This window comes from Paraburkholderia sp., from assembly GCF_036488795.1.
In the GTDB taxonomy this organism is placed as follows: Bacteria; Pseudomonadota; Gammaproteobacteria; order Burkholderiales; family Burkholderiaceae; genus Paraburkholderia.
On the sequence record NZ_DASXHA010000101.1, the window covers coordinates 33,018 to 55,102 of the forward strand.

Annotated in this window: 18 protein-coding genes; 4 read left to right on the forward strand and 14 right to left on the reverse strand. The window is 62.6% G+C overall.

Annotated elements, in window-relative coordinates; all coding sequences use genetic code 11:
* Positions 1-186 precede the first annotated feature (186 nt).
* Both VGH41_RS13640 and VGH41_RS13645 read left to right on the forward strand, forming a co-directional pair.
* Positions 187-975, forward strand: coding sequence for an IclR family transcriptional regulator (locus VGH41_RS13640; protein WP_331598103.1), 789 nt, complete (start codon positions 187-189; stop codon positions 973-975).
* A gap of 131 nt (positions 976-1,106) precedes the next feature.
* Entirely contained in the window at positions 1,107-1,649 is a 543-nt protein-coding gene (locus tag VGH41_RS13645) for a hypothetical protein (RefSeq protein WP_331597976.1), read from the forward strand.
* Between the two features lie 159 nt (positions 1,650-1,808).
* Here the strand turns inward: VGH41_RS13645 and VGH41_RS13650 are convergent, their stop codons facing one another.
* Positions 1,809-2,123, reverse strand: coding sequence for a hypothetical protein (locus tag VGH41_RS13650; protein ID WP_331597977.1), 315 nt, complete (start codon positions 2,121-2,123; stop codon positions 1,809-1,811).
* Between the two features lie 351 nt (positions 2,124-2,474).
* Positions 2,475-4,841 (reverse strand): GNAT family N-acetyltransferase, encoded by a 2,367-nt coding sequence (locus VGH41_RS13655; RefSeq protein WP_331597978.1) that lies wholly within the window; start codon positions 4,839-4,841, stop codon positions 2,475-2,477.
* Between the two features lie 433 nt (positions 4,842-5,274).
* Between VGH41_RS13655 and VGH41_RS13660 the strand changes: the two genes are divergently transcribed.
* Both VGH41_RS13660 and VGH41_RS13665 read left to right on the forward strand, forming a co-directional pair.
* The gene (locus VGH41_RS13660) at positions 5,275-6,144 is read left to right on the forward strand and encodes a LysR family transcriptional regulator (protein ID WP_331597979.1); all 870 of its coding nucleotides are present in this window, start codon (positions 5,275-5,277) and stop codon (positions 6,142-6,144) included.
* A gap of 161 nt (positions 6,145-6,305) precedes the next feature.
* Positions 6,306-6,683, forward strand: a complete 378-nt coding sequence (locus tag VGH41_RS13665) for a hypothetical protein (RefSeq protein WP_331597980.1) — start codon at positions 6,306-6,308, stop codon at positions 6,681-6,683.
* Between the two features lie 73 nt (positions 6,684-6,756).
* Here VGH41_RS13665 and VGH41_RS13670 read toward each other — a convergent pair whose 3' ends face one another.
* The 12 genes from VGH41_RS13670 to VGH41_RS13725 form a co-directional block, all read right to left on the reverse strand.
* Positions 6,757-8,358 carry a peptide chain release factor 3 gene (locus tag VGH41_RS13670; RefSeq protein ID WP_331597981.1) on the reverse strand — a complete coding sequence of 534 codons (1,602 nt, stop codon included), beginning with the start codon at positions 8,356-8,358 and terminating at the stop codon, positions 6,757-6,759.
* A gap of 345 nt (positions 8,359-8,703) precedes the next feature.
* On the reverse strand, positions 8,704-9,837 hold the full coding sequence (locus VGH41_RS13675) for a fimbrial protein (protein ID WP_331597982.1): 1,134 nt from the start codon (positions 9,835-9,837) through the stop codon (positions 8,704-8,706).
* Positions 9,834-12,500, reverse strand: a complete 2,667-nt coding sequence (locus VGH41_RS13680) for a fimbria/pilus outer membrane usher protein (RefSeq protein ID WP_331597983.1) — start codon at positions 12,498-12,500, stop codon at positions 9,834-9,836. Before VGH41_RS13680 ends, VGH41_RS13675 begins: the two co-directional genes overlap by 4 nt.
* A 137-nt stretch (positions 12,501-12,637) precedes the next feature.
* On the reverse strand, positions 12,638-13,378 hold the full coding sequence (locus tag VGH41_RS13685) for a fimbria/pilus periplasmic chaperone (RefSeq protein WP_331597984.1): 741 nt from the start codon (positions 13,376-13,378) through the stop codon (positions 12,638-12,640).
* Positions 13,379-13,458: 80 nt separating this feature from the next.
* Positions 13,459-14,013, reverse strand: a complete 555-nt coding sequence (locus VGH41_RS13690; protein WP_331597985.1) for a fimbrial protein — start codon at positions 14,011-14,013, stop codon at positions 13,459-13,461.
* Positions 14,014-14,767: 754 nt separating this feature from the next.
* Positions 14,768-16,177, reverse strand: coding sequence for an MFS transporter (locus VGH41_RS13695; protein ID WP_331597986.1), 1,410 nt, complete (start codon positions 16,175-16,177; stop codon positions 14,768-14,770).
* 131 nt (positions 16,178-16,308) lie between these two features.
* The gene (locus tag VGH41_RS13700; RefSeq protein ID WP_331597987.1) at positions 16,309-17,748 is read right to left on the reverse strand and encodes an NAD-dependent succinate-semialdehyde dehydrogenase; all 1,440 of its coding nucleotides are present in this window, start codon (positions 17,746-17,748) and stop codon (positions 16,309-16,311) included.
* Complete coding sequence (locus VGH41_RS13705; protein ID WP_331597988.1) at positions 17,745-18,782, reverse strand: aldo/keto reductase; 1,038 nt, start codon at positions 18,780-18,782, stop codon at positions 17,745-17,747. The genes VGH41_RS13700 and VGH41_RS13705 overlap by 4 nt, the downstream gene beginning before the upstream one ends.
* Positions 18,783-18,861: 79 nt before the next feature.
* The gene (fae, locus tag VGH41_RS13710; RefSeq protein WP_331597989.1) at positions 18,862-19,386 is read right to left on the reverse strand and encodes a formaldehyde-activating enzyme; all 525 of its coding nucleotides are present in this window, start codon (positions 19,384-19,386) and stop codon (positions 18,862-18,864) included.
* Positions 19,387-19,991: 605 nt separating this feature from the next.
* Positions 19,992-20,285: an H-NS histone family protein gene (locus VGH41_RS13715; RefSeq protein WP_331597990.1), complete on the reverse strand. Its 294-nt coding sequence runs from the start codon at positions 20,283-20,285 to the stop codon at positions 19,992-19,994.
* A 139-nt stretch (positions 20,286-20,424) separates the two neighbouring features.
* Entirely contained in the window at positions 20,425-21,624 is a 1,200-nt protein-coding gene (locus VGH41_RS13720) for a serine hydrolase domain-containing protein (protein WP_331597991.1), read from the reverse strand.
* A gap of 98 nt (positions 21,625-21,722) precedes the next feature.
* Positions 21,723-21,950, reverse strand: a complete 228-nt coding sequence (locus VGH41_RS13725) for a hypothetical protein (protein WP_331598104.1) — start codon at positions 21,948-21,950, stop codon at positions 21,723-21,725.
* Positions 21,951-22,085 lie beyond the last annotated feature (135 nt).

The following is a 22,085-nucleotide window of genomic DNA, read 5'->3' on the forward strand; positions in this document are numbered from 1 at the left end:
TTCTTTCGTGTCGATAATAGTGTACGTTCATTTACCAATGAACGTATTATTCATATGCGGACTTTTCGAAGTCAAGGAATGTCGCAGCACCAGTGGTCCGTGTTTTCCCTGGCTGGGTCATGCCAGCGACGTTTTACACTCACGCGCCAGATAACCATGGTATCTGCACACGGGAATCGACTCATGATGGATGCCGAAGAAAAAGACGAAGCCGACCGTTACCGTGCGCCCGCGCTGGACAAGGGCCTCGACATCCTCGAACTGCTCGCCGGGCAGAAAGAGGGGCTGACGCGCGCCGAAATCACCAAGCTGCTGGGCCGCAATGCCAGCGAGATGTACCGGATGCTCGAGCGGCTGGTGGCGCGGCAATACGTGGTGCGCTCGCCCGCCGGCGACCGCTATTCGCTCTCGCTCAAGCTGTATGCGCTGGCGCACCGGCATCCGCCGATGAACCGGCTGATCTCCGAGGCGCTGCCGCTGATGCAGCGCTTCGCGGATGCCGCCGAGCAATCGTGCCACCTGGTAGTCTACGACCGCGGCAATCTGCTGGTGATTGCGCAGGTCGACGGGCCGGGCACGTGGGGGATGTCCGTGCGACTCGGTTCGCGCGTCGGGTTGATCGACACCGGCTCGGGCCGCGTGATGCTCGCCTTCCAGAGCGCCGAGCAGCGCGCTCACATGCTTGCCGAACATACGAAGGTGAAGGGCGAGGTGACCATCGACCGCGAGGCGCTCGAAACAGCGTGCGAGCAGATTCGTGTGCAGGGCTTTGTGCAGAAGGACAGCCAGCAAACCTTCGGCGTCACCGACTTGACCTACCCGCTTCTCGGACCGTCAGGTCAGGCCATTGCTGTGCTCACCTGTCCGTATTTGCGGCGCATCGACGAGTACGTCGCGCCGACACTCGACGCGGTAACGGCACTGCTGCGCGACACGGTCGAAGCCTTGTCGATGTTTCGCGAGAGCCCCGTTTAGGGTCCGGGAGCCGCTCAACCCGACATGTCGGCTTGATGCGCGGTCGGCCATCTGCTCACATGGTTTAGAATGGCGACCCTCTCAAAATTCTCGCCGCGTGGGCACCGTCCTGCGCGCGCTTTCGACACCCCATGGCGAAACTTCTGACCGATTCCGAATTCCAGCGTTTTTCCGAACTCCAGCAGAAGCAGGCGAGCTTCACGATTACCAACGAGGAAGCCGACGAACTGCGCGACATCGTGGCTCGTGCGCAGCAAAAGCGCGACGACCGCGCCGCGGCAATGCAGGCGATGGAAGCCTACATCCAGCAGTTCGACATCAGCCCGGATGAGCTGTTCTCGCCGGAGCAGATCGGCGAAGCGGCCCGCACCTACGGCCTGATTCCGGCCGCCAAGAAGGAGCGCGTGCTGCCGCCGTCGTTCACGTACAACGGCAAGCCGTACCAGTGGACGCGCGCGCTGCCGGACGACATCCGCGTGCCGCTCTTCGATGCGTTCACGGCGGGGCAGTCGGTGAAGGATTTCATCGCCACGCCGAAAGACGCTGCGCGTTGCGCAGCGACGATTGCGCGCCTCGAACGCGAGACGGGCGCGACCTATGCGGATGGGTGGCTGTCCGAGTTGTCCGTCACGCGCAGCCAGGTGGACGAGGCCGCAGCGAAGCTGCCGGCCTGAACGATTCCCACGCCGGATCTGACTCCAGATGCCGGCACATCACCCGAGCCCGGATGCCTGCTTCCTGCTTCCGGATGGGCTCGACCTTGACCAGCAGGATGCCGGCACGAAACGGTCGTTGCGCCCGATCGGCTGAAAAACGCCTCGCGGGCGCGAGGCTTAAGCGCCCACGATCGTCATGGCCCATGCAAACGCGCAACCCGCCGGCGCCCCAATCAGACGTCCGAGCACGCTTGCCTTCGTGAACTCGCCCGTGCGGCTTTCTACGCCGCCCTTCAGCACGCCATAGTGTCGCAGCACCGGTTCGAGCGTGCAGAGGACGACTGCCGCAAGCCACGCAATGCCTTCGCAACCTATTACGTGATCGGGGTCGATCAGGTTGATGACCTGCAGCAGAAAAATCGCCACGGCACTGAGGAAAAAGGCGAACAGGAGCGACTTGATGAATTGGTCGGAGACGGCGAGGTTATCCATGGAAATTCTGCGAACGGAAGGTTGAGGCGCGGAAATGACGTGCTCACGCTGCACGCTGGATGCGCGCGAAATTCACGACGCATTGATGCGGTGAAACCACGAGACCGGCGGTTGACTTGCGTGGTCGAGTGAGCCGAAAAATATAGCCAGGATGGCCGAGGCAAGCACTCAGAGGATTCTCAAAGCTCCGAAGAAGGAAGACACCGAGGCGCAGGATCCCGAAGGAATTCAGTACCGCGAAGCGCGACAAAAGCGGTAGACGGCGCGTTACGTCGCCCGCATACGCCGTTTCGCAAGGTGGCGCGTGTCACCATCTCATTGATGAGCGGCGATTTCCCGCCAGTTGACCGGCTAGGCTTCGGCCACGGTTTCATCCAGCGCCATCCTGAAACCGACCACCGCAGGATCTTCGGTCGACGTGACGGTAAAACCGCACGCTCTCGCCAGGGCGATCATCGGCCCGTTTTCGCGCAGCGCCTCGCCAACCAGCCAATGTGTGCCGCGTTGCCGCGCATAGGCGATGATCTTCCCCATCAGCAGCTTGCCGAGTTGCCGTCCCTTCTGATCCGAGCGCACGGCCACCGCGAATTCCGCCGTTTCATTGTCGGGATCGGCCACGGCGCGCACCACGCCCAGGGTCCGCGTCAGGCCCTCTTGATTCTCGATGGTCGCAATCAGCGCCATTTCCCGGTCGTAGTCGATCTGCGTCATGCGCGCGAGCTGCGAGTGATCGAAGCTCCCCACGGAGCCGAAGAAGCGCAGCCGCAGGTCGTCGGGCGTCATGGCTTCGACGAAATCGTGATGCGCCGCTTCATCCTCCGGACGGATGGGCCGCACCGTGATACGCAGGCCGCGCCAGTCGAGCGTTTCCTCGAAGCGGCGCGGGTATGGCACGATCGCAAGCCGGCTGCGCTTCGCCGCAACCCGGATGGACGGATCGACGATCGCCGCGTGGTCGCGGAACACGCGCAGCGTCAGCGTGAGGCCGACGATCTCCTTGATGTCGCACACCGCCTGCGACAACGCCGTCAGCGCAGCCAGCACCGGGTCCGGCGCGACGAGCCGCGCATACGGCGAGCGCGACACGATATCGCGCGCCAGCATCGGGTTGAGCGGCGGCAGTCCGTAGACGCGCAACGGCGCCGAGACGCCATCCACCGAGGGCGCCGTAAAGCGGAACACGGGACCGAAGTTGTCGTCGTCGCGCAGCTCCACCGCGATATCCACGACCTTGTCGTGAGCCGCTTCGTTGTGCCCGACCGGCAGTCCGAAATGCGCCAGCAAGCGAGCGCCCTCTTCTGCGCCGAGCAGCTCGTTGCCCGCCGCGAGCGCTGCGCGCGCTTGCGTCTGGGCGGCGTCGATTGCCGCGGATGCCTGGACGGGCAGCCCTTCCGGCGTTTGCATCAGCAGTTCGCGTCCCAGCCGGTAGTCGACCAGCCGCGCGAAGGCGCGCGCGAGGCGCTGCGGCGTCGTGTGAACCGGGATGCCCTGCGCGTGCAGCGCGTCGCGCGTTGCCGCGTCCACGCCGCCGAAAAAACACGCCAGCAGCCCGCGATACGCATACCGCTGATTCGCGATCAACGCCTGCGCGACTTCGCCCACTGGCGCGTTATGCGTCGACGCGTGGACCACGAACGCCGTGCCGGTCGCGCGATGCTGCGCCAGCAGTTCCAGCGCGGTGCCGAAATGCTCGGCGCGAGCGTCGTCGCCGAGCAGCAGCGGGTTTCCCGCGACTGCGCGCGGCAACGCCCTGGCGATGGCTTGCGTGGCCTCGCCGGGCCATGGCGCGAGCGTATCGCCCGCCGCCGCGAACGCGTCGCAGGCGAGCGTGGCCACGCCACGGTCGCTGGTGATCAGCGTCGCCGTCGCACCCGCGGCGACGCGGCCCACCCCCAAGGTTTCGATTTCGTCGAGCAGATCGTCGAGCGCGTCGACCCGCACCATCCCGGCACGGCGGAACGCGGCAGTGTAGAGCCCGTCGGCGGGATCGGCGCGGCCCGAGCGCAGCGCCAGCACCGGCTTGTTGCGCGCCGCCGCCCGCGCGGCCGACATGAACTTGCGGGCCGCGCGCACCGTGTCCAGTTCGAGCAGAATCGCGCGGGTGCCTGGGTCGCTGGCGAGGAAATCGAGCACGTCGCCAGCATCCACATCCGCTTCACCGCCCAGCGCCACCGCGTGCGAAAAGCCCAGCCCGCGCGCATGCGCCCAGCCGAGCACGGCATTGGTCAGCGCGTTGGACTGGGACACCCACGCTACGCCGCCCGCCTTCACCGTCGAGGACGGCGCGCCCAGATGCGCGTGCAGCGCGGGCGAGATCACACCGAGGCTGCCGGGCCCGACGATGCGCAACAGATGCGGACGCGCTGCTGACAGTGTGTGCCGGAGCGCCGTGCGGTCTTCGTCGCTGTGTACTTCGCCCACGATGATCGCCGCGCGCGTCCCCATGCCTCCGAGCCGGTGGACGATCCCGGGCCACGTCGCGGGGTGCGTGCAGATCAGCGCCACCGTGGGCGCCTCGGGCAGATCGCCGGCATCCGCCAGGGCCGGCCTGCCATCGAGCGCGTCGTACTTCGGATTGACCGGCCAGAGCGGGCCACTGAAGCCGGCCGCCAGCACACTCGCCCACACCATCGCGCCGATGCTGCCCGGCCGCTGCGAGGCGCCGATCACCGCGACGGAGGTGGGCCGGAACACGGCATCGAGATTGCGTACGGTCACGGGCACTCCACGAAGTCGAGAGAGGCGCGTTGCGAACGGACGCGCATTCCCCTCAGGATAGGCGATGTAGGCAGCAGATGCTGCGATTGGCCGCGCGCAGGACGCCGTCAGAAGGTGTCATTTTTGTTGATTGGCGCCATTCATTCGCTGATCTGAAATGCGACAATCCGCGCCAGGATGCACGCAATGATGCGAGACAAACGAGGCGCGGCATCCGGCAAACCGTACAAAGGCAGTAAGCTGCGGCGAGACGGCACGCTGGCCGGGCGACCGGCCGGCAGCAGACGACCATGCGCCGCAGCAACCCGATTGCCCGCCCACGCACTGGAGACGACACGCCGGCGGCAGTCTGAACACGACGACAACCATTGCGGAGGGTGCCGCCACGCCAGCGCGGGGGTCACCGGATGCCAGAAGGAAAGAAGGTGAAGGTATGCGGCGCTTGCCATCGCTGATTGCGTTGCGTTTTTTTGAAGAGACGGCACGTCATTTGAGCTTCAATCGCGCCGCCAGCGCGCTGTGCGTGACTCAGGGCGCCGTGAGCCGGCAGATCAAGATTCTCGAGGAATCGCTGGGGGCGAAGCTGTTCGAGCGCGACCACAAAGGCATTCGCCTGACCGCTGCCGGCCTGCAGCTGCTGCCGTGCGTGTCGGAGGCATTTGACACGATCGAGCGTGGCACGCGCCAGATCACGACCGCCAAGGGCCGGCGGCGGCTCGTGCTGTCCGTACCCCCCACCTTCGCGACCCAATGGTTCTCGCCCCGGCTTGGCTCGCTGGCGGTGGAGTTGCCCGACGTCGAACTCTCGGTTCGCACGGAGCCCACCGAGGATTGCCACTGCAACATCCGCTTCGGCCGCGAAGCGCTGCCCGACGCGCATTCCGAACTGTTGATGACCGAACGTCACACGCTGGTGGGCGCGCCGCATCTGCGGGGGCGCTCGCTTGAAACGCTGCTTGAACGCATGCCGGCGCTGCACGTGCTGCACAAGGAGACGCGGCTTGACCTGTGGCCCAACTGGCTCGCCACCGCCGGCATGCCGGCGCATTACGCGGAGAACGGGATCGAATTCTCGAATCTCGAGCAGGCCATTCATGCGGCGCGCAAGGGCGCGGGCCTGGCGGTGGTCGATCGGAATATGATCGTCGAGGAACTGGCGGACGGCAGTCTTGCCAGAATCTCCGAGATCGAGGTCAGCGGGCCGTTCGGCTACTGGCTCGACATCGCGCAACGGCACGCGGCACTGGAACACGTGCAGGCGTTTGCAACGTGGATGAGGGAAGAGGTTTTGAAGATGGAGTGAGGGCGAACGCCTCGTTCTGCGTCCCGACCGGCAGGCTGAGAGACGCCGTCGTCTATACTTTCGCTATTCTCTGATCAAACGATGTACCGTCCGTCGCGTATGCGGCCTTTACATGCGCCGTGTGCGCATAGGGATCACGCAGGCGCCGGCAACCTCCACTTATGACCGACGACACTTCTCGAATCACCCAGGCATCCGATCTTCCGGCAAGCGACAAACTTCTCGACGGCATCCTCGAACGGGCCGTCAACGCGGCACAACGCAATGCAGAGCAATTCGCCAGACTGGCGGCGCTTGCCCGCGCCATCGAACAGTGCGGCTCGTCTCCGGTGGATCGCGCGAAGCTGCTTTTCAAGCTCGAAGAGATCACGAGCGATGCCGAAATGAACGCCCAGCTCGACGTCGAGCTGTTCCGCGGTTTGCGAGACGGTCAGGTGATGAAGCGGCAAATCCGCCTGACGCGGATCGAGTACGCAGAGCACGCGGAACCGTTCGAAGACGTCACGTTCGTCGCACCCTCTACGCACACGAAGCACTGAGAGCCGGGCCGGCCGCATAGCCCGTAAACGCACAAAGCCGCGTCGATTGACGCGGCTTTGTGCTTTGCAGGGCTTACATCGCCTTCTTGAACGGCGCGCCTGAATGTTCGCGCAACTCGTTGAACACGATCTTTGGCCACGCCTTCTGCGCGACTTCGATCTCCGAGATATGCGAGGCCAGATACGTCGGCGCGTTGGATGCGTCGAGCGCGATCCGCGCCGCGTAGGCATCGTTGAAGCGGCGCAGTTCGGCGGCGTCGTCGCAGGTCACCCAACGCGACATACGGTAACGGGCAGGCGCCATGCGCACGTCGACCTTGTACTCCGTCGACAGGCGGTGCGACACCACTTCAAACTGCAGTTGACCGACCGCGCCCAGAATCATCAGGCCGCCATGCACCGGCCGGAACACCTGAATGGCGCCCTCTTCGCCCAGCTGCTTCAGCGCTTCGCCGAGCTGTTTGGCGCGCATCGGATCCACGACTTCAACCGTCTGGAAGATTTCCGGTGCGAAGAACGGCAAACCGACGAACTGCAGCGTCTCGCCTTCGGTCAGCGTGTCGCCGAGACTCAGCGTGCCGTGATTCGGGATGCCGATGATATCCCCCGGATACGCTTCGCTCACCGTCTCCCGGCGTTGCGACAGGAACGTCACCACGTTGTTGGCGCGGAACGTCTTGTTGGAGCGTGTCACCTTCAGCGCCATGCCGCGCTCGAAATGGCCCGAGCACACGCGGATGAACGCCACCCGGTCGCGGTGCGCGAGGTCCATGTTGGCCTGCACCTTGAACACCACACCGGTGAATTTCGGCTCGTCCGGCTCCACAGACCGCTGCACGGCCATGCGTGCCGAGGGCGGCGGCGCCAGATCGACCAGCGCGTCGAGAATTTCCTTCACGCCGAAGTTGTTGATGGCCGACCCGAACAGCACGGGCGATTGCTGGCCCGCCAGGAACTGCTCGCGGTCGAAATCCGGCGAGGCACCCGTGATCAGGTCGATCTCTTCTTTTGCCTTGACCCATGCATGGCCGAAGCGGCGCTCGCCGTCTTCGTCGCCAGGCGCGTGCAGCGTCTCGACTTCACCGCCCGCCTTGTCCTGCCCGGCGCGGAACAGGCGCACCTGATCGCGCTGGATGTCGTAGACACCCTGGAAGTCCTTGCCCATGCCAATCGGCCAGGTGAACGGCACTGCGGCGACACCGAGGTGCTGTTCGATCTCGTCGAGCAGTTCGAGCGGCTCGCGCACTTCGCGGTCGAGCTTGTTGATGAAGGTGACGATGGGCGTCTTGCGGCTGCGGCAGACTTCGAGCAGCTTCAGCGTCTGCGCTTCGACACCGTTCGCGCCGTCGATCACCATGACGGCGGCGTCGACAGCGGTGAGCACGCGGTAGGTGTCTTCAGAGAAGTCCTCGTGGCCCGGCGTGTCGAGCAGATTGATGACGGCGTCGCCGTACTCGAACTGCATCACCGAGCTGGCCACCGAAATGCCCCGCTGCTTTTCGATCTCCATCCAGTCCGAAGTCGCGTAGCGATTGCTCTTGCGGCCTTTCACGGTACCGGCGATCTGGATTGCGCCCGAAAACAGCAGCAGCTTTTCAGTCAGCGTGGTCTTGCCCGCGTCCGGGTGGGAAATGACCGCGAACGTGCGGCGGCGTTTGAGTTCAGAGGCTGACATCGGGTCGGGCGGTCACGGATAAAGGTTCGGGCGGTGTCAGGGGCTTGTGGCTCCTGTTCCCGTCACGTCTGGCGCGGCGGGCGGCGTCGGGGCTGCGGAAGTCGGGCCCGGAGACCCAGCTGGCCAGGCAAACGCACCGTGTCGCAAGCGGGTTACGAACGGGCGTTCCAAAAAAGGGAAAGGCCGGCGCAGAACAGCGCAGGGAACGAATGATACACGTCATGGGGATGAGCGTATCAAAAACGGGATTGGCACGAATACCCCGCCGTGGCAGAAGCGGTACGGGGGGCTCCACGGGGAGGGATCGCGTCCTACGAACCGCGTATCGACTCCCGATCACACACACTATTGATAAGACATCGTAAAAGTCGCTTTTCCAATCGCCGTGCCGGGTACCATGGTCCCCGTGCGAATAAAGCGCGCGGTAAGCGGCACGGTCACGGGCCCCCCAGCAGCAGGACTTGTCATGACTGAAAACTGGTTGAGGTTGCCAGCGAGTGCTGAATCCGGCCCGAACGATATCAGGTTACCGTTGTACAAAACCTGATATCCAATCCCGGTTGCAGTAGAGCCGGTTCCCAACGACAACGTGTTGCTTGTGTTGGACGGCGTCGTTGCATCAGTGAGCGTCATCGACGCCTTGACGCCAGGGTTACAGTTCAGGCCGATATTGAAAGCCGCTGCGCCGTCAGTGGACCCGATGGAAGCTAGCCGGCTCGTGTTGGCCTGCGACACTGCCACAACAATCGAAGGCGTGGTCACCGAGCAGGTCAGCGTGGAAAAGCTCCCGCTCGCCGCACCCGTGAATACGTTGCCCCACGCAAAGTTCCCGCTTTGATTATTGATCCCGTTGGTGACAGACAAAGACGGAATGGTTGTAAGTGGACCGGCGACGGTATTGGCCAGCTTTACAAACTGGGCCGAGACGATCAACGAATAATTCTGCCCCGGCGACGCAGGTTGAATCTGTTGATGGCAGACAATCTGTAACCGGCCAGTGGAAACAGTCGTCGGTGTACCGTTGCAGCTAGTGGCCGCACCGTTGGAGACCGAATACCGCACCCCTACATTGGGGTTGTCTGTCTGGAACAGATCCGTGTAGCCGGAGACCAGATTCGCCGACGAGATCTGAAACCACAAATAGATATCGCGATCCGCGTTAGGATCGCCATTGCAGGAGAAATTCACGGGTGTCGAATATTTCGGCGTGGTCGCTCCAGCGACTGAATCTCTTCCAAAGCCCGATGTGTCAAGCACGGGCGAAAAATTGAGCGACGATGTCAAGGAGCAACTTACAGAAAGTGCGTGAGCTCCTGATGCACCAAAAGTCAATTGACCAAGTACAAACAAAAGAATGCCAAAAGCTTTCCACATCATTTTTCTCCCATGCAAAATCGCTAACATCTCGCGGAACTTGGCCCGCAGGTTCAACAACGCTGCTCCATGCAATTCTGGATAGCTGCTCAAGGTCTGATTCATTTCGCCGACTCCAGCGGCTTAGCCGACGCCACGCCGTGGTTGTCAAGATTCACTCCGACACCACCCACGCAATGCCCTTCGAACGATTGATAAGCCGCGCCGGACTTCGCTGAAAGCTTCGGCAACACATAATCAATCCGGCACTGCCCGGAGCCGGCCTCGCCCCACTTCACAAACAGCGATCCCTTATCCTCGAGGCCGCGCGCAAAGATGCGGCTGTCCTGCGCCACCACACCCACGGTCTTGCCGGCCTGATCCACCACATCCACACCGAACGGCAGCGCCTTATCACCCAGTTGAGGCGCACGAATCAACGCTGCCCGGCCGCTCACGGTCTTGTACTTCAGCATCACCACCGAACCGAGGCGCGGCGCGGCCTGCTCCGAGGTCGATTCAAACTCCACGTCGGTGGAAGTGCCCTTCGGATCGATATCCACGGTGTTCATGCCATACGGCGTCAGATACGGCACCACCGCGTAACCATGGCTGTTCACCTTGACGCCCGGCGAACTCGACACGCTCGCGCCTTGCGCGCCCTGTGCGTCGACGATGCCGAACGTATCGCCCACCGTCTGCGAGAACGTCACGCCGCCCGGATGCGCGACGATCGAGCCGCTGACACCCGCCGACACCTGGCTCGTCCCTGCGCCGGAACTGGCCGACGCAGTCATCTGCGCGTACGGCGCGCGCCATGCGCCGCTCACACCGGCATTCGACGCACTGCCGCTGCTCGCACCGTTGTACGAGCCGTAAGCGTTGTACGAATACTGGTTGTTCTCGCCCAGCGAGCCGCTCACATTGGCCTGCATGTTCGTCGCGCCGCCCGTGCTGGACAGGTTCGTCGACAACATCGGCGAATGCTGGCTGTGGCCAAGCGGAATCGTCGTGCTGATCATGTACAGGTTCGACATCTGGCCGTCCGAGTTGCGCGTGCGTCCAGCCGTCACGCTGTAGGTCCCGTACTTGAAGCTGTTCGTGTAGCCCGCCTGATAGAACGTATCGCTGCCGCTGCGATTCCAGTACTTCTGCGCCGAAGCAGTAAGGAACACGCTGCCGTGATCCTTGAAATTCTGGTTGACGGTGATTTGCAGCCGGTCGCGCTGACGATCGACCGCGTTGATGTCGCCGCCGTGCAAGGCCATGTCGCGCACCGACGCCGCATCCGACAGATCCAGGAAGCCGGCAGTCGAATAGCGGTAGGCGGCCACCGTGACGTTGGTGTCCGTCGGGTCGATGAACTTGCTGTAGCCAATCCTCAAACTGGTGCCGCGCAGCGTGCTTTGTCCAGGCACTTCGGTCTGCGCGGCGGTAACGTCCGCCGAGAGCGCGCCGTACTTCGTGTTCAGCGCGGCACCGATATCCGCGGCCACATAGCCGTTTGCAGCCACTGCGCCGCCATAGGCGGTGACCGTGTTGGTCAAGCCGCGTTGCAGCGTGAACTGCGCAAACGTCGGTTTGGTGTCGAGAGTGTTGTCGCGCAACTCTCCGGCGGTCGCCGAAAAGCGCGTGGTGCCAGGCCGCAGCGACTGCGCAACCGAGGCGAACGGCACCGTGAAGTTTTCGGTGCGGCCGTCCGCTTCGGTCACGGTCACGTCGAGGTTGCCGCCGTAACCGGTTGCATACAGATCCTTGATCTCGAATGGACCGGGCGATACCGTCGTTTCATAAATCACCTGGTTGTTCTGACGGATCGTCACGCGAGCGTTCGATTGCGCCGTGCCGCGCACAACCGGCGCGTAGCCGCGCAACGATTCCGGCAGCATGCGGTCATCGCTCGCGATCTGCACGCCGCGAAACGCCACGCTGTCGAACACGTCGCCCGTGGTGTTGGAGTCGCCTATCGTCAACTGCGACTTGAGCTTCGTCAGGTCGTGTTGGGCATAGGTCGCGATATTGTCGAACTGCGTGCCTTGGCCAGTGCCCGTCGTCACCGAAGACTGATGACGAAAATGCCAGCCGCCGATGTTCACGCCGGCGTCGAGGCCGAGGTAGCTCTGCGTCGAATCGATCCCCGCGCCGCTCGTGTGATACGTGTTCGCGTTGTAGCTCACGAAGCCCGCATTCACGCCGGTTTGCCACAGTTCCGGCGGCACGTAGCCGCGCGCGGCGTTGCGCATGTATTTCTGCGGCACGCTCAGCGTCAACTTCTGTTCGGAGAAGTCGAAGTCAACCGAAGCGCCCGGCACCGCGGCGCTCAGATCGATACATTCGTTTGAGTCGGCTACGGCGCTCGCCGGGCCGGCACCAGCGTCAACCGCAACCTTGGCGAAATCGACACCGAAGCTCTCCAACATTTGACGGCTGAAACAGGGGCGCGCTGCATCGCCTGCCTGCGCCTTCACAAAGCGGACATCGTGACGGGCGATGCGCATGTCGTTCATCCACACGTCGACCGAGTACACGCCCGGCGACACCGAATTGCCACGCGCAAAACGCGCGACGTCGACCGTCTGGTCCTTGTCCGTACGCAGGAACGATGTATCGAACTGCACGGCTTCGGGACCCGATGCCGTGGCCATTTCAGACGCATTCACGCTCGCTGGCTGGACGCTGCCGACCACTGCGAAAACCGACAGCACAACTGCGGTAACGGGGTTCAGGCCGAACGGGCCAGACGCGGCACTGAAATGCGCGTGCGACTGATTGCGAGGTGAATGTTTCATGATCTGACTGACTTCTAAAGCCCTGCGACAGGCGTGCGTTGTCCCTGTGCGTTGCCTGTGCAACGCACGCGGTGTGCGGGAAAGGGTTGTCAATGGGGCGGAAGGCGGCCGCCCGGCCGGCAGAGAACTACGGTGGTCTATTGACCGATCGTTGCGTCGCCGGGAAGGGCGCCGCCGTAATCACTGATTGCGGTGTAGTGGACCTTGGCGCCTGCGCCAACGGCGTTCATCTCCGCGACGGGCAGGACCTCGGTCGCGAGCGGCGCAACCATGCCACCGCGCTCGTTCTTGTACGTGTGGCCACCGCTTTCGACGTCGACTTCGCTAAAGGACACGTAGTACGGCGTCGGATTCGACACGCTCAGGGCCTCGCCTTTACCACCCGGCGCCGCCGTAATCTTCCAGCTCAACTGGGACGGGGCATCTTCCGGCTTGCCGGCGAGCTTCGTCGGCCGCACGAACACCTTGATCCGGGTGCGATAAGCGATCTGCAAAATATTGGCGTCGTCCTTGTCTGCTGCCTTGGGCGGAATGTCGAGCACATTGAGCCAGTACACCGACTCGCGATCCATCGGGACCGCTTCACCGCTATACATGACACGCAGCGTCTGCGACTTGCGCGAGTCCATGCGGAAGATCGGCGGCGTAATCACAAACGGCACCTTGATGTCGCCCGGCTTGGCATCCGGATGACCATCGTCGATCCATACCTGCACCAGCGATGGCGTCACGCTGTCGTTGTCGAGTTTGACGGTGACTTCGCGCTGGTCGAGCGGATACACCACTCGCGTACCGCCAATCGTCACGCTTGCGCTTGCCGCGCCCGCAAACAGCGCACAGGCAACACTCACTCCAATTGCAATTCGACCGAGCTTCATCACATCCACCTTCTTTGAAAATGATCTTGAAAATTGGGCGTAAAAAAGGCGTTCGCACCAGCGAACGCCTCGGCATTCGCTTACTGGTATTGCATCGTGTAAGACACGCTCGTGCTCACCGTGCCGGCAGTCGCTACACCCGTGGCGTAGTACTCGCCGTAATACTTGAGGTTGGCCGAACCGGCGGTGATGGTCGCGCCGTTGGAGGCGATATCGTTGTTCAAACCGCTCAGAATGTTGATCGGCTGGAACGATGCGTTCAGCAAACGCACGTCCACCTTCGAGGCGGTGCCGCCCGTGTTCGACAGATAACCGTTTGCCTGGTCAACGTTCGGGCCGCTTTCGAAGTAGGCCACGGCCTTGGTTGCCGTGCCCGTGCAGCCGGTCAGCGCCAGCGGAATCGGGGCCGAGCGGCCACCCGTTGCACCTGCGACGCCGAGCGTGGAGGCCGACACTTGCGGCAGCGCGACCGAAGACGTGGCGAGCGTGCCCGAAGCAGTGCCATTGATCGAACACGTGGTGTTCGACAAGGTGCCCGTGAACGTAATCGTGCCGTCCGACGCTTGCGCGCCGAGCGATGCGAGGCCCAGCAGACCGCCGGCGGCGATTGTAATGGCGGGAATGAGTGATTTCATGATGACTACTCCAGTGACTAAAAGACGTTCTTGATTAAATTCGACGGCGGGTTCGTGTTCAGGACGACGCGTCATCTGTATCTGCCCTGGGCGTTCCAATGTTCATCGCCAGAATGGCGGTCTTGTCTCGAATCATTGGCCTATCGTTCAGGCGCAAATGAATGATAGGGATCCGCAATTCCTAAGTACCTAGGACGATTCTTATTTTGAGTGGGACGTTTCTGACGTCGAAGTCAGAACAGGTAAGACGGATATGAGAGTCGCCTGAGAGGCGCGCGCAGTCGCGCTCCGCCTGGAATTGAAATAATTCCGCCCGCTGTTTCTGTTTCCAGTCCGGGGAGTATTCCTGATTCGAAAACCAGCGTCGTCTGGGAATGAAATCCGCTCGCATTTATTACCGGCGGTGCAGAACGTGAACGCGCCGGATTCGGTGAATTCCGGCTCGTGGCGTAATGCCGGCCGGAATATGAATCACGGGCTATGTGAAGTAGCCGAAGATGCCGTCTTTGATGAAAGCCGGATGGCAAGGGACGCTGGCGAAACCCACACCGGGCGTTTGCGCCCGATGCGGCGTTTGCAGCAGGAGGGGGTTGAACGGTTAATGTCGGAACGCGTCACAACGCGTCCGAATCAGTATTCACCAGTTCACAGCCAGTCAGTAGACCAGTTGGCTTCCAAGGTGAAAAAGGGTCGAACGCGCCACGTTCGACCCTTATTTTTGGCATGCACTGCACGCCACGCACCGCGACGAGCGTTAAGCTCCGCTCGCTTCGTTCAGTGTCAAATGCTTCGTTTCCGGCGCCCATGCAATGGACACCACCATGCCGATCAGCAGCACGGCGGCAAGCACCATCATGGTCGCGTGAAAGCCAAGCTGGGCGATGCCGAGCGGCAGGAGAAACGTCCCCACGGCCGAACCGAGGCGGCTGCACGCAATCGCCAGGCCGACGCCGCAAGCCCGCACTTCAGTCGGAAAGCACTCGGGCGGAAACACACCCACCAGATTCGAGAAGGCCGACATCGTCAAGGTGAAGATGCCGAAGGCCACAATCATCGCGACCGTAGCCGACTCGGGCAGCACGCTCAACGCCACGAGCGACAGACACGTCACCGCAAACGACCCGATCAGAAACACCCGGCGCGGCAACTTGATCGTGAGCCAGATGCCGATCAATGCGCCCAGCACGAGGAATCCGTTCAGCAGAAAATCCGCGCCTGAACCGTCGTTCAGATGAATCGCCTTGAGGATGGTCGGCAGGAAGGTGTAGATCGCGAAGTACGGAATCACGAGGCACACGAAGAACGCACAGTTGAAAATCGTGCGGCGGATCAGGTCCTTCCTGAACAGACGCGCGAAGCCACCTTGCAGATGCGAAGCGTGCTCGTCAACGCCACCATCGAGCGTCACGTTCGGGCCGAAATGCTTCAGCACGACGGCTTTAGCCTCCGCGATGCGACCTTTGCCATACAGCCAGCGCGGCGACTCCGGCGTGCCGATGCGCATCAGCAACACGATCAGCGCCGGCACGCCCGCCGATGCCAGCAGCCAGCGCCACGCATCCGGTGCTGCGTGCGCGTACTCCAGACCCAGCACGTTGGCGACCACGTAGCCCACCGTCCAGATGACGCTGAACGACCCAAGCAAGGTGCCGCGATGTTTGCGTGGCGAAAACTCCGCGAGAATCGCGTGGCCCACGGCAAAATCGCCGCCCATGCCGAAGCCGATCAGCACTCGCAGCACGCACAGCTCGAGCGGCGACGTGACATGGAACTGCGCGAACGCGGCTGCCGTGATGATGAGAAAGCTCAGCAGAAAGATCTTTTGCCGACCCATGCGATCCGACAGCCAGCCGAATACGAGGCTGCCGAGAAAGATGCCCATCAACGCGGAACTACCGATCATACCCATCCAGAACGCGTCCAGCGGCATCTGGCGGTTCAGCGAAGCGAGTGCATAGCCGATCGTGCCGAGCGCGTAGCCTTCCGTGAAATGCGCCCCGAACGTGAGGCCGGCAATCTTGACGTGAAACCGGTTCAGCGGAACGTCGTCGAGGGAAATGCGCCCTTGGGTGGGCGTGACGTCGGCGTGAGCGGCGGCGCCAGGTGCGCGCGGCGCGGTAGGGGCGAGGCCAAGCGCGCCCGCCTCGAGGTTCTGATTGTTCAAGCTGTCTCCATGCAACATGGTTGCGATCTTGTTGGAGCAGCCGCGCGCAATCAGCCTGTTGCAAGAGCGCGCACGGACTGCGGTGTCCGCTTCGCGCGTGCGCCGCGCAAAGCGGACCAAACCTGCGACGATCAGCGTCCGAGGCCGCCCATCATCATGTACTTCAGTTCCATATACTCATCGAGGCCGTACTTCGAGCCTTCGCGGCCAAGGCCGGATTCCTTGACACCGCCGAACGGCGCGACTTCGGTGGAAATAATGCCTTCGTTGATCCCCACCATGCCGCTTTCGAGGGCTTCGGCCACGCGCCACGCACGACCCAGGTCGCGCGTATAGAAGTACGCGGACAAACCGAACGGCGTATCGTTCGCGGCGGCGATGGCCTCTTCCTCGGTCTTGAAGCGGAAGCACCCTGCCACCGGACCAAAGGTTTCTTCTTCGGCGATCAGCATGGAATTCGACACGTCGACCAGCACGGTCGGCTCATAGAATGTGCCGCCCAGCGCATGCCGCTTGCCTCCCGTCACCGCCTTCGCACCCTTCTGCAGCGCGTCCGCGACGTGCGTTTCCACCTTCTTCAACGCCGCCGTGTTGATGAGCGGCCCCTGTTCGACTTCGCCTTCGAGTGCATTGCCGACGCGCATCTTCTGCACGGCTCGGGTCAGCGCCTGAGTGAACGCGTCATAGATGCCGTCCTGCACGTAGAAGCGATTGACGCATACGCACGTCTGTCCAGTGTTGCGAAACTTTGAAGCCATCGCGCCCTGGACCGCGGCGTCGATATCCGCGTCGTCGAACACAATGAACGGCGCGTTGCCGCCGAGTTCCAGCGAGAGCTTCTTGAGCGTGTCGGCAGATTGCTTGGCGAGCAGTTTGCCCACCCGCGTCGATCCGGTAAACGACAGCTTGCGCACCACGGACGACGCCGTCAGCGCACCGCCAATCGCGACGGCGTCGCCGGACACGATGTTGAACACGCCCGCCGGAATGCCCGCCTGCTCCGCCAGCACGGCCAGCGCAAAGGCGGACAAGGGCGTTTCCTCCGACGGCTTGAGCACCATCGTGCAGCCTGCCGCCAGCGCCGGACCGGCCTTGCGCGTGATCATCGCCAGCGGGAAATTCCACGGCGTAATGGCGGCGACGACACCGATCGGCTCACGCGTCACGATGATCTTCGCTTTCGGATTCGGACTCGGAATCACGTCGCCGTACGCGCGCTTCGCTTCTTCCGCGAACCATTCGAGGAAACTCGCCGCGTAGCCGACTTCACCGCGCGCCTCGGCAAGCGGCTTGCCTTGCTCGCGCGACATCAGCTCAGCCAATGCGTCGCGGTGTTCGAGCATCAACTCGCCCCAGCGCTTCACTTTCGCGCTGCGTTCCTTGGCGGTCAGCGCGCGCCACGCGGCAAACGCGCGTTGCGCAGCGGCAATCGCCTGCTCGGTTTCTACGGCGCCGCCTTTTGCGACGTTGGCAATCAGCTCGCCAGTGGCCGGATTCAAGACGGCATACGTCTCGGCGCCTGCATGCCACTCGCCATTGATGTAGTGCCCGGTACGGAGAAATTCGCTCATGCTGCTTTATCCAGGGTTTGGGCAAACACGCCTTGCGCGGGACGCGGCTCGCGGGCGATGCGTTTGCCTGCCGTGTAATCGTTGATCAGATCGCACGGGGTGTAGTTGCGTTCGAGTTCGTGGAGTTCGTCGGCGGTCAGCTTCGTGTCGAGCGCGGCGAGCGCGCTGTCGAATTGCGCCGGCGTATCCGCACCGACCAGCATGCTCGAGACGCCGCCGTGATTGAGCACCCACGCCTGGGCGATCTGCGCCGCCGAGACGCCGCGCGCCGCCGCCACCCGCGCCACCGAAGCAGCCACTTCGCGCGAGGCCGAATCGCCGTACATTTGCGCAGTGAAGAAGTCGGTCTGGTTGCGCGTCGAGTTCGGATCGCTCGTCAGCAAGCCGCGCGCAAGCGGGCTGAATACCGAGACGCCCACGCCCTGATCCTGGCAATACGGGATCATTTCGCGCTCTTCCTCGCGATACGCCAGGTTCAACTGCAACTGCATGTTGATCGGCTTGTGCCAGCCGTTGCGCTCGCAGACCTGCATGATCTTCGCGAACTGCCACGTGTACATGGTCGACACGCCGATATAGCGCGCCTTGCCTGCGCGCACGATATCGTTGAGCGCGCCCATCGTTTCTTCGACAGGCGTGTTGACGTCGAAGAAGTGCAGCATGTAGATGTCGAGATAGTCCATGCCGAGACGCGTGAGCGACCCGTCGATGCCATCCATGATGTGCTTGCGCGAATGGCCGCCGGCGTTCTGATACGTGCCCATGTCGTAACCCACCTTGGTCGTCACGACGAGCTCTTCACGGCGCGCGAGACGCTTCAGGATGCGACCCACCACTTCTTCGCCGACACCGGTCGAATAGAAGTCGGCGAGGTCGATAAAGTTGACGCCGGCTTCCAGCGCATGACGCACGATCGGCTCGCTTTGCGCTTCATCGAAGATCCACGGCTTCCATTCCGGCGTGCCCATGTTCATCGTGCCGAGGCACAAACGCGAAACCTTCAGGCCAGACTGGCCAAGGCGAACGTATTCCATTGTGTTTGTCTCCTGATTGCGGCACTTGCGCGGCTAGCGGCTCAATGCGCGCGCGCAAGGGGGTGTTTAGCGAGCGTGATTAACGTTGTTTCGGCGTGTAGAACGGATTCGATACGTCGCGCGCGGCGGCGAACACTTCGTCGCGGTGCGGCAGACCTTTCATTGCAGCGAGAATCGCGTTCTTGCAGGCGCGGTAGTTGTTCTCGAAAACGGCGTCGAGATCGTCGGTCTTCGGATTGACCCAGTTGGCCGACACGACGACCCAGTCGTTCTCCGCTTCCGGCGGCAGCGTGCCGTTTTCGAGCGATTCAGCGACGGCCTTCGCAATCCCTGCTTGCGAAGCGCCCCACGTCGCGTTGCCGTGGAAGTCGCCTTCAATCTGCGCCTTGTTGACATACAGCGTGAGCGGCTTGGTCGGAATGCCTGGACGGGCAATCACGACGAACGGCGCGTGACCGGCGGACGGCGTCGACAACGCAGTGGCAAACGCCTGGCCTGCCGGACCATTGCGCGGACCAACCAGCACGTTGATGTGCGCGAGGTTCACGCCCGGGCCTTCGAATCCTTCGCCGATATACAGTTGCTTTTCCGTCGATACGCTCATGTCTGATCCCCTTGATGGTGTAGGTGGGATTTGGGTGGGTGAGCGGATTGTGCTATTCGACGTCAGGCCCGATGAATCGATGTTTTCTGATCCAGGGTATGAGGCAGACTCAACTCCGGGTTTGTCCTGAGCCACGCGACGCGTTGACGGCGGTTTCGTCGCTAAGGTGAGAGTTTTCGGGACCTTACGCAAAAACGTCCGTTGCGATGCTTGCGGTGATGGAGACGCAGGTCTCGGCTCGCACCGGAAGCGGCACACGCCACGCTGAACGCAGGCGGCCACGATGAGGAAAAACGTGCAATGAGGGTCTGGTTTGTCCGTTGCGGCGGCTCAGCATGAACGCGCGCAAACCCTTGTCGGCAAAGGCGCTGACGGCATTGCTTCAGTGATGAAGCGAGCAGCGCGGCACCGTGCGCGACGAGCAATTCCATTCCGCACCGACGCGATGAAAACGCATTTGCCAAAACAGTGGGAATGAACGCAACGCGCCACGCGACATGAAGGCGGCGGCGACGATCAATGCGAAAGGTGAGAGTTTTCGGGACCTGTGCGGCGGTGCGCAACATGGCGACCGCCGCTTCACTTCGACAGGAACGCTGTTGCCTTCAGTCGGCTATCAGGAAGCGCTCGCGGTTCTTGCCGGCCAGCCATGCAGGCGCACGGCCGCGGCCGCTCCACGTTTCGCCGGTCTTCGGATTGCGGTATTTCGGCGGCACCGGCGTCTTGCGCGGCGCTGTGGCGCGCTTGCTCGAGAAGCCAAGCTCCTCCGCGGTAATGCCGTACTCGGCAATTTTCTGTTTGATGTCGGCAATCGCCTGCTCGATCTCTTTTTCGCGAGCAAGCGCCACTTCCTTGTGGAGCTTTTCAAGCTGGGCAGTCAATTGCTTATAAGTGGCCATGAAGGGTTGTCTCCGGTCGGGTTGGATAACAGCTATGTGACCCTATCAGATAGAAAAGGTGCCGGGTAGCGCCGCGTCGTTTTTGCATATTGATGTTACGACGGTCCGCAGGCGGACTGCTGGCTGAAGCGCAACGCGTTCAATCGTCGATGGCGTCGTACAGGCGGCGTTCGAAATCGACCGACATCGGGAACGGTTCGATGGTGCGCAGCTGGATCAGCATCATCCCGATCATGTCCTCCACCGGATCGCCGAACCAGCTTGTACCGTACGCGCCCGGCCATCCGAACGAGCCGGTGGAACGATAACCGAGCGCCAACTGCTGCGCCGGATCGTCGACTACCGACAGCCCCAGCCCGAAGCCCTGGCCCGCCCACACGATGTGTCCGAACGCCGGCGCGCGACGCTGATCGCGGCTGAGGAAGTTGCAGCGCATCAGGTCAACGGAGCGATGCGACAAAAGCCGCGTCGACCCGACGCGGCCACGGCCGAGCAACAGGCGCGCGAACTGCAGATAGTCCTCGGCCGTCGAGACAAGGCCGCCGCCGCCGCCTTGAAAGCGTCGCGGATTCGCCCAGCGGCTGGTCGCCGGATGATCTTCGACGCCGCGCATGCGCGTGTTCGGATCGATGCTATACGCCGTGGCAAAACGCGCGAGCTGTGCGTCGGGCACCCAGAACGCGGTATCGCGCATGCCGAGCGGCTCGAAGATCTGCGTGCGGAAGAACTCGCCGAGTGTCATGCCGCTGACACGATTGATGAGGATGCCCAGGATATCCGTCGCGATGCCGTAGTGCCAGCGCGCGCCCGGCTGGAACATCAGCGGCAGCGTCGCCACGCGCGCGAGCCAGGTGTCCGGGCTGTCTTTCGATTCGAAACCGTTGAAGACCGCCTGGTATGCATCGGCGAGCGGTCCCGTGGCAGTGAAGTGATAAGCAAAGCCCGCGCGATGGGTGAGCAGGTCGAGCACGGTGATCGGCGCACGCGCCGCGTCCGTTTGATCGAGCGGACCGGTGGGATCGCGCAGCACGCGCGGCGCCGACAGCTCAGGGAGCCATTGCGCGATGGGCGCATCGAGCGTGAGCTGGTCGCGCTCGATCAGCATCATGACGGCCGCGCTCGTGACCGGCTTGGTCATCGAGGCGATCCGAAACAGGGTGTCGCGCTCCATCGCCAAACGCTCGGCGTCGTCACGCCAGCCGAGCGGTTCGAAGTGCGCGGTCTCGCCGTGCCGCCATGCAAGCGTGACCACCCCGGCCACCTCGCCCCGGTCGACATAGCCCTGCATGGCGCTCGTCAGTCGCGCGAGCCTTGCGCCGGAGAAACCTGCTTTCTGCATCGATTGTCCTGGTTGCGTGGCGTGCGGCTGACGTGTCGAGCGGCGCCGGTGCGCATCATCACGATGCTACGTAACATTGCGCCATGAGCCGCGCAGCGTTACCGCGCATTGGCTGCGCTGACGGCAGGCTCTCCGCGTGCTTCGAGAGCCGCCAGCGCTTCGTTGAGTCTTCTCACGCGGCTGGCCTGGGACGGCACCAGCACGCCATTGGCCACGGATTTGATCCGGTTGCGCCAATAAGACAGCGGGATGCGGTCCGCGGCGGAAATACGGGAAATCACGTGCTCAAGATGTTCAATATCTTTTTCGAGTTGATGGTGATTCATTGCTTTCCCCGGGATTTCTTTGTCTGAAGCAACGTAAAGCATGAAACGTGCCGCGAGGTACCCGCATTTTTGTTCATTGCTTTCACCGAATAGGACGTGATTGACAGGGCCGCGAGTGCGGGGGCGCTCGTGCAA